This is a genomic window from Streptomyces sp. NPDC046379 (genome assembly GCF_055587785.1).
Genome location: NZ_JBVJFP010000018.1, coordinates 107,089 through 119,883, shown reverse-complemented (window position 1 = coordinate 119,883; position 12,795 = coordinate 107,089). Strand labels below are relative to the sequence as shown.

At 73.5% G+C, this 12,795-nt stretch carries 12 protein-coding genes, 1 tRNA gene and 2 pseudogenes; 3 read left to right on the top strand and 12 right to left on the bottom strand.

Going from position 1 to position 12,795, the window contains the following annotated elements; genetic code table 11:
* Positions 1-73: 73 nt before the first annotated feature.
* Positions 74-144 (top strand) — tRNA-Gly (locus ACZ6KF_RS27890).
* A 52-nt stretch (positions 145-196) separates the two neighbouring features.
* Here the strand turns inward: ACZ6KF_RS27890 and ACZ6KF_RS27885 are convergent.
* A pseudogene (locus ACZ6KF_RS27885) lies at positions 197-592 on the bottom strand (tyrosine-type recombinase/integrase); the annotation flags it as partial.
* Positions 593-862: 270 nt separating this feature from the next.
* Between ACZ6KF_RS27885 and ACZ6KF_RS27880 the strand changes: the two are divergent.
* Positions 863-997: pseudogene (locus ACZ6KF_RS27880) on the top strand (transcriptional regulator); the annotation flags it as partial.
* 54 nt (positions 998-1,051) lie between these two features.
* Here ACZ6KF_RS27880 and ACZ6KF_RS27875 read toward each other — a convergent pair.
* The 11 genes from ACZ6KF_RS27875 to ACZ6KF_RS27825 form a co-directional block, all read right to left on the bottom strand.
* The gene (locus tag ACZ6KF_RS27875) at positions 1,052-1,495 is read right to left on the bottom strand and encodes a PIN domain-containing protein (protein ID WP_469240884.1); all 444 of its coding nucleotides are present in this window, start codon (positions 1,493-1,495) and stop codon (positions 1,052-1,054) included.
* Positions 1,492-1,758, bottom strand: a complete 267-nt coding sequence (locus tag ACZ6KF_RS27870; RefSeq protein WP_469160227.1) for a ribbon-helix-helix domain-containing protein — start codon at positions 1,756-1,758, stop codon at positions 1,492-1,494. The genes ACZ6KF_RS27875 and ACZ6KF_RS27870 overlap by 4 nt, the downstream gene beginning before the upstream one ends.
* 550 nt (positions 1,759-2,308) lie before the next feature.
* The gene (locus tag ACZ6KF_RS27865; RefSeq protein WP_469240882.1) at positions 2,309-2,572 is read right to left on the bottom strand and encodes a hypothetical protein; all 264 of its coding nucleotides are present in this window, start codon (positions 2,570-2,572) and stop codon (positions 2,309-2,311) included.
* 276 nt (positions 2,573-2,848) lie between these two features.
* Positions 2,849-3,343, bottom strand: a complete 495-nt coding sequence (locus ACZ6KF_RS27860) for a DUF5994 family protein (RefSeq protein ID WP_356635793.1) — start codon at positions 3,341-3,343, stop codon at positions 2,849-2,851.
* Between the two features lie 88 nt (positions 3,344-3,431).
* Positions 3,432-4,208 carry a TIGR03943 family putative permease subunit gene (locus ACZ6KF_RS27855; protein ID WP_356635795.1) on the bottom strand — a complete coding sequence of 259 codons (777 nt, stop codon included), beginning with the start codon at positions 4,206-4,208 and terminating at the stop codon, positions 3,432-3,434.
* Positions 4,205-5,314, bottom strand: coding sequence for a permease (locus tag ACZ6KF_RS27850; protein WP_356635797.1), 1,110 nt, complete (start codon positions 5,312-5,314; stop codon positions 4,205-4,207). The genes ACZ6KF_RS27855 and ACZ6KF_RS27850 overlap by 4 nt, the downstream gene beginning before the upstream one ends.
* 74 nt (positions 5,315-5,388) lie before the next feature.
* The gene (locus ACZ6KF_RS27845; RefSeq protein WP_469240880.1) at positions 5,389-5,874 is read right to left on the bottom strand and encodes an MSMEG_6728 family protein; all 486 of its coding nucleotides are present in this window, start codon (positions 5,872-5,874) and stop codon (positions 5,389-5,391) included.
* 290 nt (positions 5,875-6,164) lie between these two features.
* Entirely contained in the window at positions 6,165-8,066 is a 1,902-nt protein-coding gene (locus ACZ6KF_RS27840; protein ID WP_469240879.1) for a copper resistance CopC/CopD family protein, read from the bottom strand.
* Positions 8,067-8,162: 96 nt separating this feature from the next.
* Complete coding sequence (locus tag ACZ6KF_RS27835) at positions 8,163-8,657, bottom strand: cupin domain-containing protein (protein ID WP_356635803.1); 495 nt, start codon at positions 8,655-8,657, stop codon at positions 8,163-8,165.
* Between the two features lie 54 nt (positions 8,658-8,711).
* Positions 8,712-9,329: a GNAT family N-acetyltransferase gene (locus tag ACZ6KF_RS27830; RefSeq protein WP_469240877.1), complete on the bottom strand. Its 618-nt coding sequence runs from the start codon at positions 9,327-9,329 to the stop codon at positions 8,712-8,714.
* Complete coding sequence (locus ACZ6KF_RS27825; protein ID WP_469240874.1) at positions 9,322-11,403, bottom strand: penicillin acylase family protein; 2,082 nt, start codon at positions 11,401-11,403, stop codon at positions 9,322-9,324. Before ACZ6KF_RS27825 ends, ACZ6KF_RS27830 begins: the two co-directional genes overlap by 8 nt.
* Before the next feature lie 441 nt (positions 11,404-11,844).
* On the opposite strand from ACZ6KF_RS27825, the gene ACZ6KF_RS27820 reads away from it, so the two are divergent.
* Positions 11,845-12,477 carry an HhH-GPD-type base excision DNA repair protein gene (locus tag ACZ6KF_RS27820; RefSeq protein WP_469240872.1) on the top strand — a complete coding sequence of 211 codons (633 nt, stop codon included), beginning with the start codon at positions 11,845-11,847 and terminating at the stop codon, positions 12,475-12,477.
* Positions 12,478-12,795: the final 318 nt, after the last annotated feature.

Below are 12,795 nucleotides of genomic sequence, written 5' to 3'. Positions count from 1 at the left end.
CGCGAGGCACCGGGGGCCTGGAATGAGGTACAGTATCCGAGCATTCGACACCGACCCGGAGTCGGCGTCTTACGCGGGTGTAGTTTAATGGTAGAACATCAGCTTCCCAAGCTGAGAGCGCGAGTTCGATTCTCGTCACCCGCTCTGCGATGAAGGCCCAGGTCAGGGACCTGGGCCCTTTTGCTGTCCGCTGTGATCACTCGCCGCGTGCCAGATCCGTGCCAGAACGCTTCTCGGCGGCCTTCCGGGCAGCCTCCTCCCGAGCCTTCCGGACCGTGTCATCGAGGCCGGCGGCGACCTCCTCCTGACGCTCTTCGTCGGAGTGCTGATAGATCAGCGCGGCCTTCTCGGAAGACAGTCCGACGCGCACCATCGTGTTCCTTCAGGGTGGCACCGGACCAGGTGGAAAGGGTGTGCCCGGTGTGCCGCGGTCGTCGAAGCGGAAGCCCTCCGGCATGCCGACGATCTCCCGGGCCTTCCGCCACTTCCGCCCGAAGGTGCTCCGCCGGAAGGGAGCGCCCTCCTCACCGACGAAGAGCAGCCCGTCCGGGCCCGGCTCGGCGTACGACTCCAGGTGCCAGCGGAGGTCGAGCACCAGGACACCAGGACGACCATGCCGAGCACCGCCGGGGCCTGTGCATGGTCAGCGCAATCGCTGACAGGGTCGTCGTCCGCGACACGCCGGCTACACGGTCACTGCGGAGCCTCTTCACCCAGGCCCGCTCGGCAGGGGGAAACCAGTGTTGACGTCCCAGCGTCCCGAAGCACTGGACGCGGACAGCCGCCCCCTTCACTACCGTTGCCAGGCTGCCGCCTACCCCTCGCACGCGGCCCGCGCCATCCCCCTGGGGACACACGACGCCAGCTGTGGATGAACTACTGCCGGATCGTCCTGACCGAGGGAGCGCAGGACGATCTGGTCCGGTTCCTCAGTCGCGACCTTCTGGTCAGCGTATGGCCCACACTGCGCACACTGGTCAGCCGTGATGTCCGGGAGAGCTCCTTTTCCGTCACTTCTCGAGCGAAGAGGGCGAGTTCGGCTCTCGTCGCATCAGACCGGGAGATCGTCGGGGAGTACCCGAAAGGCCTTGTGGTGGCCCAAGGGGCGTACGGCCCGGAAGTCACGTCGGTCGAGGGTGAGGATCGCGTCCGTGTCGTAGTCGGCGGCGAGCGCCACGTTGACCGCGTCGGCGAGGTCGAGGTCCAGCGCACGGTAGCGGACACGGACGGACTGGGCGGTGCCCAGGTGGTCCTCCGTGATCTCCGGCATGACGACGCGCCCCCGGCTCATCCAGCGCCGGAGGTCGTCGACCGCGCCGAGGGCGGCCGTCCTGCCGAGCTCGCGCGTGGCGACGTGGTCCAGTTCGGCCAGCAGCAATGGGGACATGACCAGGAGGCCGGCCACCATGATCGCCTCGTTCGCCGCCCGGTGTTCCGGGTGAGCCGAGTCCAGGGCCGCCAGGAGGCCGGACGTGTCGGCGATGACAATGATCACGCGGCGGTTCCGGAATCCGCGTCGGTCTCCCGGCGGACGGCGTCGGCGACCGCGTCACGGACCTCCGCCTTGGAGGGCGTGCGGCCCGTCCCCTCGAAGGTGCGCGAGAACAGCGGCTCGTCCCAGACCCTGTTCGCCATTGCCGCGAGGTGGATGCCCTGGCGGATGATCTCGGCCTCGCTGATCCCCCGACGCTTCGCGGCCTCCTTGATGATCGCCAGGTCCTCGGGGTCGGCGTAGACGTTCGTGCGCTTCATGGACATGTACCAAGAGTAGTCCATGTACCGGATTGACACACGCAGGTGCCTCGTTCTTCAGATCATGAGCTGTGGCACCGCACCGTGCTCGCCGCCTCTTGCATCGAACCACTTCTCGTGGAGGTCGAAGTCCGTAGGGGCGCTCCCACAGGTCTGTGATCTCCCGAGCCGAGGCGAGGGCCCGGCAGCCGTATGCGACCGCGACCGCCGCGCTCAGTCGTTCTGCGCATCCCCCAGGCCCGCACACCGAGCAATCCACATCAGCGAAGTGGTCGTCCACATCGCAGTGCCGTGCCCACGGTGTGCCCTTCAGAGCGGACACCTGCGGTCAACAGCGGTGCCACAGGAAGCCAACGCCTACCGCAGCACATGGGATCCACGCGAGTCAGCAGCTTCACGCTCGCGCAAGCGCCGTCGCTTACCAAGCTGAGAGCGCGAGTTCGATTCTCGTCACCTGCTCCAGAGAGCAACCCCAGGTCAGCAACCCGGGGTTTGTTCTGTGCTGAACCCTGAACTGTGGCGGGGCATGACTCCTCATTCAGGGGGGTCAGGCAGCTCAGCTTTGGATACGGCGTCGAGGGCGCAGCCGTCCGCGTCCGCCGTCACGGTGGTCCCGGCGCTCGCCGGCGCCGTTCGTCGTGGCGGCCGTGCGGCGTGTCGGCTTCCTGCCCGTGGGTTTGCGGCCCGGTGCGACCACGCCGTCGCGGCCGTAGTGGAAGGCGGCGATCCTGTCGCCGTGCTGCGCGTTGAGCCGGTGGATGAGGAACACGCCTGCCGCGATCACCGCCAGCAGCGCGAGCACCGTCACGAGGACGTCCATGGTCCTCACACCCTTCCCGGTTGGTCCGCCGACGCTGCGGGGGCCACCCGGCCCCGCGGCGGAGTCACGGCGGCGCCGGCTTCGGGCCGGAGCCGGCCCGGCGTATTCGATCACCGAGAGACGGTACGGGCGCGAATGCCCGTGCTCGGCATGTCGTCGGTTCCTTCAGCGTACTCCTCGCGGCGTCCGAGCCCGTGGGCCGTGCGCCCGGCGTGGGCGATCGACCCGCCGTGGGACCCGCTCGCCCACGCCGTCGGCTCCCGCGGCACCGGACGATCACGTCGGGTGCCCCGGGTCGGCACGTGCCGTGCCGGTGTCGATGAGGATCTGCTGCGCCTGCGTACGGCCGTCGGCGCGCACGGCCGCCGCCATGGCGGCGTGCGCGGCGTCGGGCGTCGCGTGCGGCGGGACGACGACGAGGGAGAAGAGATCCCGGCTGCTTCGGGTGATGAGGACGGTGTCGTCGCCGACCGGGAAGGAGTCGATGTGGACGACGCGGCCGTCGATGGTCATCCGCGTCGGCAGTTCCTCCCAGGCGTCGCTGTCCAGGCCGACGCGGGTGATGGGCCCGAGATACTCGGTCAGCGCGGTGACGAGGCCGGGCAGCTCGCGGGCGACGTCGCGGGAACGGGGCCACCACGCCCCGTCGAGCGCGCCCTGCCGGTCATGGGTCGTCTCTAGCCGTACGACGGCCGTTCCGGGTCGCGGGACCGCCTGGTGGACGGCGTCGGGCAGGGGCCTGGTCACCTGCGGGGAGTCGGAGTCGGACATCGCGCTCGCCTGCCTGTCTGCCGGGGACGGCACCGCCCAAAGGCCCCCTCGCTTCACGGTACTCCTCGCCTGAGCGGGCGGGAGGGCCTCAGCGGGAGGCCGGGAGGGGGAGGGCGTCCGTGTAGGCGTTCGGGGGGCGGGTGGTCTCGGTGACGGTGTCGGCGTCCAGGGCCGGGGCGGCGGAGGGGGTGCCCAGGGTTCCGGTGGGGTGCCAGGTGCCCACGACCGTCACCCAGGTGTCGGCGGGCGGGGCCGGTGTGCCGTGGACACGGATCTTGACCGTCTGGGCGTCCGCCGCGCAGCAGCTGATCAGGAGGCGGGTCAGGTACCATGTCCCGCCCTTTTCGCCGGGGGTCACGAAGCCCGTCATCCGGACCGTGCGGCCCTTCAGGGACTGCTCACGGTCCTGCTGGACGCGGCCGATGAAGTCGCGAAGCGTCAGGGGGACGGGGGACGTCGCGGGCAGCGGGTCGAAGCCGTCCTGCCGCACGACCGGCTTGGTGTCCTGGCGGGCGGCGGTGTAGGCGCCCAGGGACGGCGGGGCGTAGACGAGCAGGCTCAGGGCCGGGAGAAACAGCAGCCACGCCACGCGGGGGACCTTGGAGTGGTCGTGGCCGTGGTCATCGGTGTGGTCTCGGCCGGGGCCGTCATCGCCGTGGCCGTGGGTGTCGTCCTGCTTCTCCGTGCCGGCTCGTGCCGACCATGCCTCCGCCAGTCCCAGCACCAGCAGCACCACGCCCGACGCGATCAGCAGCGGGCGCATCCAGTCCCTGACGTACCGCAGATAGAGGTCGGTGAGGACGGTCGCGTGGAGCAGGCCGAGGCCGCTGAGGATGAGCAGAGTCGCCTGCAGGGGGCGCTTCACAGCAGTACTCCTCCGATGAGCGCGCTGCACAGGATCGCGACGACCGCCGTGGCCGCGGAGAAGCGGAAGGCGAAGGTCCGCCCGAAGGTGCCGGCCTGGAGGGCGATCAGTTTGAGGTCGACCATCGGGCCGACCACCATGAACGTCAGCCGGGCGGTGGGCGAGAAGCCGGTGAGGGACGCCGCGAGGAACGCGTCCGCCTCCGAGCAGACCGACAGGACGATGGCGAGCGCGGCCAGGAAGAGCACCGACAGCCAGGGAGAGTCGGCGAAGGCGTCGACGACCGAGCCGGGCACGGCCACGTTGAAGGTGGCCGCCGCCATGGCGCCGACGATGACAAAGCCGCCCGCGTGCAGGAAGTCGTGCTGGAAGCCGAGGCGGAACTCCGTCCAGCGGCTGTGGCCCGGGCGGTGCCCGGTGTGCCGTACGGACGGCCGCAGCCACTTCTCCCGGCCCAGCCAGAGCCACAGCCAGCCCATCACGGCGGCGGTGGCGAGGGAGGCGAGCAGCCGGGCCAGCACCATCTCGGGGCTGCCGGGGAAGGCGATCGCCGTGGTGGTGAGGACGACCGGGTTGATGGCGGGGGCCGAGAGGAGGAAGGCGAAGGCCGCGGCGGGGGTGACGCCCCTGCCGATCAGGCTCTTGGCGACCGGGACGGACGCGCACTCGCAGCCGGGCAGGACGACCCCGGCTGCGCCGGCGACCGGGACCGCGAGGGCGGGGTTGCGGGGCAGGAGGCGGGTGAACACGCTCGCCGGCACGAACGCGTTGATCGCTCCGGACAGGGCCGTGCCGAGCAGCAGGAACGGCAGCGCCTGCACGGTGATCGAGAGGCATACGGTCCGCCAGGCCTGTACGGCCGGCTCGTCGCCCCAGCGACCGACGGCGAAGAGCAGCGCTCCGGGAAGCACCGCCGCCGCGAGGAGCAGCAGGGGCCAGGTCCGGGGCCAGCCGCCGTCGCGTACCGGCGCGTCACGCACGGGTCCGTCGCCCGCGGGTGCGTCACGCACGGGCGGGCCCTCGTCGGGCGTACGCGCTGCGGTGGCCCCGCCGGGGGCCGCGACGGCACCGTACGGCTCCTCGGCTCGCACATCTGTCTGTCGCATGCCGCTCCGAATGTCCGATGTTCGCATCGAACGATAGCGGGCGGCGCGGGGGCATCGGCTGCCGCCGGTACTCGTCATGCCTCCGTCGATGGCTCGCCCGACCGGTCCGACTTCGGCCAGACGTACGGCAGGTCGTCCGGCACGCCGGGGAAGCGGGGGGCGTACGTCTCCGCATCCTTGCGCACCAGCGCCGAGCGGTGACTGAGGTGGAAGGCGTCGTCGCCGAGCCACGGCGGCAGTTCCCCGGCCGCGGCCAGCAGCGGCTGACGGCGGACCGACGTGCCGGGGCGGAAGGCGAGCAGATCGGCCACGAGCGTCGCCGCGCAGCTGTCCTGGTGGCCCTGCTCACGCCACACCGCGCACATTTCCAGGCCGTAGCGGACCAGCGCCTCCTCGTAGCCGGCCCACATCCGTACGGCCGGGTGGTGCCGCCATCCGTAGCCCGGCACGATCAGGCCGCGCAGCACCTGCAGCGCCTCGACCCGCTGTTTCCCGAGCCGGCGACGGTCCAGGGCCAGGGCCGAGGCCCGGAAGTCGGGGTGGGGGAGGAAAGTCTGCATGCCGGCGTCCCCAGTCAGGGCGTGCCCGTTCAGGTCGCTGCGGTCAGCACGGGTGCTTCGGTCAGGATGGGGTGCTGCGGCCAGTACGGGGTGCTTCGGTCAGGATGGGGTGTCGCAGTCAGTACGGGGTGTCGCGGTCAGTACGGGGTGCTTCGGTCAGGATGGGGTGTCGCAGTCAGTACGGGGTGTCGCGGTCAGTACGGGGTGCTGCGACCGACGAGTACCACGCCAGGGAGCGAACACCGCACGCAACGCCCGCCGAGTCCGCCCGGTCCACGACGCACCTCGGCTCACGCCCCCACCCGCACCCGCCGCTCCACCGTCACCTGGTCGATCTCCGACGTCCGGATCGTGATCCGCATCGTCCAGACGCCCGGCAGGGGCAGCCGGAGGCGGTCCGTGGCCCAGTAGCCGCCGCGGTTCTCCAGGGCGGCGTCGAGGGGGCCGACGTCCTGGGCGGGGAGGGCGAGGGTCAGGCGCAGTTCGGGGACGGTGACGATGCCTCCGTCGGGGCCGAAGACGACGGCCTGGAGCTGATTGCGGCCGACGCGGCCCGGGGCGAGGTCGAGCTGGACCTTGCCGTGGCCGTTGGGGGTGCCCACGTCGAAGGGAACGAGGGTGCTGGAGGACGTGGGCGCGTCCGGCGTCGCGGCGGAGGCGCTCTCGGCGGCGGCGCGGCCCGGAAGGGTGATCGTGAGGAGGGTCGTGACGACCAGGACGGCCACGCCGGTCAGGACCTCCGCCAGCACCGATCGCCGCAGGGCACGCCGGTGACCGTCGTCCCCGGCGTCCCCCTCCGCCGGACCCGCCACCGCCCCTTCCACCGGCCTCTCCACCGCCCCTCCCACCGGCCCTTCCACCGGCCCCTCCGCCGGACCCTCCACCGCCCCTTCCGCCGACCTCGCCGCCCACCCCCGCACCCGGCGACGGGACAGCGCCGCCGCCGACAGCAGCGCCGTCACCGCGCCCAGCTTCACCAGCAGCACCCTCCCGTACGTCGTCCCCGTCAGCGCGTCCCAGGAGCCGAGGCCCCGCCAGGACTGGTAGACGCCGGTCAGCGCGAGGACGGCCACACAGGCGGGGGCGAGGCGGGAGAAGCGGGCGACGTGGGCGGCGGTGAGGTCGCCGGGGGCGCGGTACGCCACCGTGAGCAGGGCCGTGAGCCCGCCCAGCCACACGCCCATGGCGAGCAGGTGCAGCACCGACGACGTCATCGCCGCCGGCACCTGTATCCCGGCGGAGGCGTGCTCGGCCGCCGCCCAGGTGAGGGCCAGCGCGACGGCGAGGGCGACGGCCGGGACGCCGGGGACCGGTCGTGCTCCGCGCGCGGTCGTGTTCGCCGTCTCGCCGGTCTCCTCGACCAGCCGGGCGGGGTGCGGGCGGGCCGAGGCGCCGAGCAGGCGCCGTAGGAGCGCCCAGGCCGCCGCGAGGAGCGCCAGCCTGGTCGTCAGCGCGGCTCCCGGACGGGTGGTGAGCGTGGCCGTGAGGACCACCGGGTCGAGGGCGTCGGCCAGGCCGGTGCCGCGTGCGTAGGGGCCGCGCAGGAGCAGCAGCGCGGCCGTGGACGGCAGCAGGGTCGGCCAGGCCGCCGTGAGCAGCCCGCGCAGCGCGGCCGGCGCGGGGCCGCGCACCACGGCAGCGAGGAACACCGTGACGCCGACGAGCAGGGCGAGGCCGCCGTACGCGGCGTAGCGGGCGGTGTTGTAGAGGGAGGCGACGGCCGGGTCCTCGGTCGGGGCGGCGACGGTCGCGGCGGTCGCCGAGGGCGCGCCGACGGAGAAGACGAACGCCCCGGAGACGGGGTGGCCGTCCGCCGACACCACCCGCCAGGCCACCGTGTAGGTGCCGTCGGCGAGGCGTGCGGGGAGGCCCACGCGGACGGTGTCGGAGCGGTCGCCCGCGTGTGCGGCGCGGCCCGTGTCCACGGGACGGTCGGCGGGGTCGATGACCCGGACCGAGTCGTCCAGGAGGGCGACGGTCTCGGTGAAGGAGAGGGTGAGCCGGCGCGGGGCGGAGTCGAGGACCGTGCCGTCGCCGGGGTCGGTGGCGCGCAGCGCGGCGTGCGCGGAGGCGGGCGCGGGGGCGAGAAGCAGCAGGATCAGCGCGGCGGCGCTCCCGAACAGCCACCGCCGGCCGCCCTGCCCGCGCCCGTGTCCCTGTCCCTGCCCCTGTCTCTGCCCGCGCTCACGCATCCCCGTACCTCCGCACCTCCGGAGGGGATCCTCCGCACCTCCGGAGGGGATACGGACGCCGGCCCGCCGGCGTTCAGCCCGCCCTCGGCCGGCCCTTCAGGGGCGGCCCAGTTCGGCGATGAGCGCCGCCCGGTCCGGGTACCGCGCCGCCAGCTCCCGCGCGTCCCCGTGCTCGTACCCCTCGTACGCGAACCCGGGGGCCATCGTGCAGCCGAACAGCGTCCACGTCCCGTCCCCGGCCACCCGCCCGCCCATCCAGGTCCCGGCCGGCACGGTCAGCTGGACGTGCTCCCCGCCCAGCACGTCCGGGCCGAGGACCTCCGTGCGGGAGGTGCCGTCGGGGGCGAGGAGCAGCAGTTCCAGCGGGTCGCCGAGGTGGAAGTGCCAGATCTCGTCGGTGGGCAGCCGGTGCAGCGCGGAGTGGTCGCCGCGCCGCAGCAGGGCGACGATGGCGGTGCCCTCCGGCCGTCCGTCGGGGCGCGGCGGGCCGGCCCAGGTCCGCCGGAACAGCCCGCCCTCGCGCGGGATCGGTTCCATCCCGTAGTGCGCGATCAGGGCCTGTGCGGTGACACGGTCGTCGTCTGGGGTCACGTACGGAAGGCTACTGCCCGGCCGCTGCCGGTCATGGCTCCTGGCGGTCCGCGGCTACTGCCGCTCCAGGAAGGCGAGTTGGGCCCGCTTCTCCGGCAGGTACACGTCCGGGAGGTCCACCTCCGGCAGCACCACGGCCGGCCCGGCGACGAAGCCCTGGCGCACGTAGCGGGCGATCGCCTTCTCGTTGCCCACGTCGGGGTCGATGACGATGCGCGTCCGGTCCAGGGTGCGGAACATGTATCCGGTGACGGCGGCCACCAGCGCCGACGTCCAGCCGGACCGTGCCCCGTCCGCGGGCGGGGGCGCGACGAGCAGGTGGATGCCGATGTCGCCGGGGCGCACCTCGTAGCACTCGCCGACGCGGTCCGCCTCCGGCTCGTAGGTCTGCAGCAGGGCGGCCGGGACGCCGTCCTTGACCAGCAGGAAGGCGTGGTGGGTGGTGAGCGTGTCCAGGTGGGCGTACGTCTCGGCGACCTGGTCCCGCGTCAGGCCGTTCATGCCCCAGAAGGCGGCCCGTTCCTCGCTGACCCAGCCGTGGATCAGCTCGGCGTCGCCCTTCGCGTCGAGCGGCAGGACGCGTACGGCGCCGAAGCCGTCGATCTCCTCGACGTGCACGGCGTCGCGGGCGGCGTAGGGGCCGGTCTCGGTACCGGCGTTGGGGTCAGACATGGTCGGTCTCCTTCGTCAGACGGGCCCAGTCGGTGACGACCGGCACGAGTTCTCCCCGGAGCCACCGGGCGAGCTGGTCGCGGTGGTGCGGTGATCCGGGCACGCCGGACGCGCCGAGCGGCACCACCCACAGGCTGTCCTCGCGCCGGGCCAGGTCCCACACGTAGCGGGCGGCCGGGCAGCGTGCGGCGAGGTCGGTCAGTCCCGGGACGGACGAGGTGCACAGCACGCAGTCGTGGTCCCCGGACAGCGCCGGTTCGTCGTACGTCCCGCCGCCCAGCGCCCGCCAGGGGGCGAGGCGGTGGGTGTCGCCCCAGGCGCGCCGGGGCAGCCCGGCGGTCTCCTCCAGGGCCTCGCGGACGATCGCGTCCCGGTCGACGCCGAACAGGTCGTCGGCGCGCAGCAGATGCTCCAGCGCGTAGCCGACGCGCACGGTCAGCGACAGCCAGGGCTGGAGGGCCTCCGGGTAGGCGGGCGGCTCGGCGAGGGCGGCGAACGCGGGGTGGGCGGCGATCCGGAGTACGACCGCGGTGCGCAGGTCGGCGAAGGCGGCGGCCGTCTCGCTGCCGGCGTCCATGCGGCGGTCCCAGGCCAGCAGGCCGGCGCGGAGCCCGGCGGCGGCCGGGGTGAGGCCGTCGAGGGCGGCGACGCGGTCGAGCAGGGGCGCGGCGGAGGCGAGGTGGGTGTCCATGTGGACGGCCGGCATGTCGCCGGGGGCCCAGCGCTCCTTCTCGCCGAGCAGCGCCGTGATGCGGTCGGCGCGGTGCTCGGGGGCGAACTCGGTGCCGAGCGGGCCGGCGGGGCCGCTGCGCTGGTTGGCCATGACGGCGGTCCCGTCGGCGAGCCGGCCCCGCGGCGTCTCGTGCCAGCTGGTCCACTCGTGGCCGGGCTCCCAGGCGGGCACCGGACGCAGCCGGTTCTCGTCGGACCGCACCGGCACCCGTCCCGCGACCCGGTACAGCGTGCCCCCGTCGGCGTCGGCGGCCTGCACGACGTTGACCGGCTCCACCCAGCGGTCGAGCGCACGGTCGACGTCGGCCACCGTGCGGGCCCGCAGCAGCGGCAGCAGCGCGCCGAAGCCGAGGTCGCCGGTGACGCGGGGCGGGTACCGCAGGGCGAGCGCGAGGGGCGTGCCGTCGTCCAGGCCCTCGGGGCCCCCGGCGACGACCGGTCCGCGGTCCGTCTCGATCACCTCGACGGGCGCCCGTTCCTCGCCGGCGACCTCCACGTACTCGGTGTGCCGGTGGGCCCGCCGCCAGCGTCCGTCCGGGCCGAGGGCCTCCACACCGGCCCCGGTGCGCCGCAGCCGCTCCCGGTACAGGTCCTGGTAGTCGGCCATGGCGCTGGTGATGGCCCAGGCGACGGAGCCGGCGTGGCCGAAGTGGGCGACCCCGGGGATGCCGGGGACGGCGAGGCCGACGACGTCGAACTCCGGGCAGGCCAGCCGGATCTGCTGGTACACGCCGGGTTCCTCGATGAACCGGTGCGGGTCGCCGGCGATGACCGGCCGCCCGCTCACGCTCCGCTCCCCCGCCACCAGCCAGCCGTTGCTGCCCGAGGTGCCGGGACCGTCGGCGGCGAACAGCCCGACCGCGTCCGCGCCCAGGTGCCGTACGACCTGGTCGCGCCAGAGCTTGGCCGGGAACCCGGCGAACAGCAGATGCGTGGCGAGCCAGATGCCGAACGGCGTCCAGGGCTCCCAACGGCCCACCCGCAGCCCCGTCTCGGCGAACTCCGGTGTCCGGCGGGCTCCTTCGAGGAGCCCTTCGTTGACTCCGTCGACGTACGCCCGTATCCAGTCCGCCGACTCGGGGTCCCGGTCGGCGAGTTGCCGGAAGCAGCACCGGGCGGTGTCGTCCAGCCGGGCGCGCCGGGCCAGGACGTCCCAGGCCACGGCCCCACCCCCGGCCCCGAGGAAGGACGCCGACGTGCCCTGCGCGCGGTGCCGTTCGACCTCGAGCTGCCAGGCGCGGTCGAGGGCGGTGACGCGGCCCTGCCCACGGGCCAGCTCCAGCACGCCGGAGGCACGCAGATGCGGAATGCCCCAGGCATCCCGGTAGATCTCGATGGTCACCCTGTGGTCCCTCAGTGCTTTCAGGTCGGGCAGCGCTTTAGGTTAGGCTCGCCTAAGTTCGTCGTGCCGCATCGTACCCGGCTCTCCGCGCACGACGATCACCGACCGGGTGCGGGCGGCAGGAGCAGGGCACGCCATCGGGGCGACGGGCGGGGCACGGGACTTCCAGCGACCCCGGCCCGTGCCCCGCACGTCGCGTCACGGCGTCCCCGGCCCCGCCGCCCGCTCCCCGGCACCCGACCGCGGGCAGGTGTCCGCGGGCTTGCTGCCCCGGGGACACTGGGATGCGTCCCGCCTGGCCGCCTGCCCGCGGACGCCTGGATGCGTCCCGCCCCGGCCGCCCGGTCGCGGGAGGCAGGCGCCCGTGGGCAGGCCGCCGGTCGCCGTCTTGCGCGCCCTCTTGCGCGCGCCCCGGACCGCCGGGTGCGGGATCATCGGTGCATGGACGTCACTGTTCACCTCGCCCAGGACCCCGAGGCCGACGCGCTGCTCGGGCGCAGCCCGCTCGCCGCGCTGGTAGGCATGCTGCTGGACCAGCAGATCCCCATGGAGTGGGCGTTCAAGGGGCCCCGCACGATCGCCGACCGGCTCGGCTCGGACGACCTCGACGCGCACGGGATCGCCGCCCAGGACCCGGAGGCGTTCGCGGCGCTGCTCTCCGAGAAGCCGGCCGTGCACCGTTATCCGGGCTCGATGGCCCAGCGCGTGCAGCAGCTGTGCCAGTACCTCGTGGAGCACTACGACGGCAACGCCGAGCTGGTCTGGAAGGGTGTGACCGACGGGCGCGAGCTGCTGCGCCGGCTCCAGGACCTGCCCGGGTTCGGCCAGCAGAAGGCCCAGATCTTCCTCGCCCTGCTCGGCAAGCAGCTCGGCGTCCGACCGACCGGCTGGCGCGAGGCCGCCGGTTCCTACGGAGAGCCGGACTCCTTCCGCTCGGTCGCCGACATCACCGGGCCCGAGTCACTGGTCAAGGTGCGGGCGCACAAGCAGGAGATGAAGGCGGCGGCCAGGGCGGCCAAGACGGCGAAGGCCGGGCAGACCGGGGGGAAGGGCGGCGGGAAGGCCGGGGCCTAGGCGTCGCCCGGTCGGCCCCGTCGGCCGGCTCCCACGGCCACGACAGGAGTCGCACGCCCTGCCGGAGAAGCGCCGCCAGGACCGGCGTCGGCCCGGTCCTCCCTCTGGGGGACACGCTGCGCGCTGCGCACCCGCGATGTCGAAGTCCGCCGGTATGATTCGGTCTCCCCTGTGCCCGAAACCGTGGACGTCCGGGTTCGAGCGCCCCTTGGAAGCGACGAGTGGCGGCGCCTGGGGCGCCGCCACTGTTCCGTTCATCCTCTGTGCTTCGCCACTGCGTTGCTGCAGGTAAGGGGCCTGGTCAATGGTCGGGGCCCT

Bases quoted from the DNA above. Each gene is read 5' to 3' on its own strand.
- ACZ6KF_RS27870 (WP_469160227.1), bottom strand. From the start codon at position 1,758: ATGTCCATGAAGCGCACGAACGTCTACGCCGACCCCGAGGACCTGGCG.
- ACZ6KF_RS27865 (WP_469240882.1), bottom strand. From the start codon at position 2,572: ATGGACGTCCTCGTGACGGTGCTCGCGCTGCTGGCGGTGATCGCGGCA.
- ACZ6KF_RS27860 (WP_356635793.1), bottom strand. From the start codon at position 3,343: ATGTCCGACTCCGACTCCCCGCAGGTGACCAGGCCCCTGCCCGACGCC.
- ACZ6KF_RS27850 (WP_356635797.1), bottom strand. From the start codon at position 5,314: ATGCGACAGACAGATGTGCGAGCCGAGGAGCCGTACGGTGCCGTCGCG.
- ACZ6KF_RS27845 (WP_469240880.1), bottom strand. From the start codon at position 5,874: ATGCAGACTTTCCTCCCCCACCCCGACTTCCGGGCCTCGGCCCTGGCC.
- ACZ6KF_RS27840 (WP_469240879.1), bottom strand. From the start codon at position 8,066: ATGCGTGAGCGCGGGCAGAGACAGGGGCAGGGACAGGGACACGGGCGC.
- ACZ6KF_RS27830 (WP_469240877.1), bottom strand. From the start codon at position 9,329: ATGTCTGACCCCAACGCCGGTACCGAGACCGGCCCCTACGCCGCCCGC.
- ACZ6KF_RS27820 (WP_469240872.1), top strand. From the start codon at position 11,845: ATGGACGTCACTGTTCACCTCGCCCAGGACCCCGAGGCCGACGCGCTG.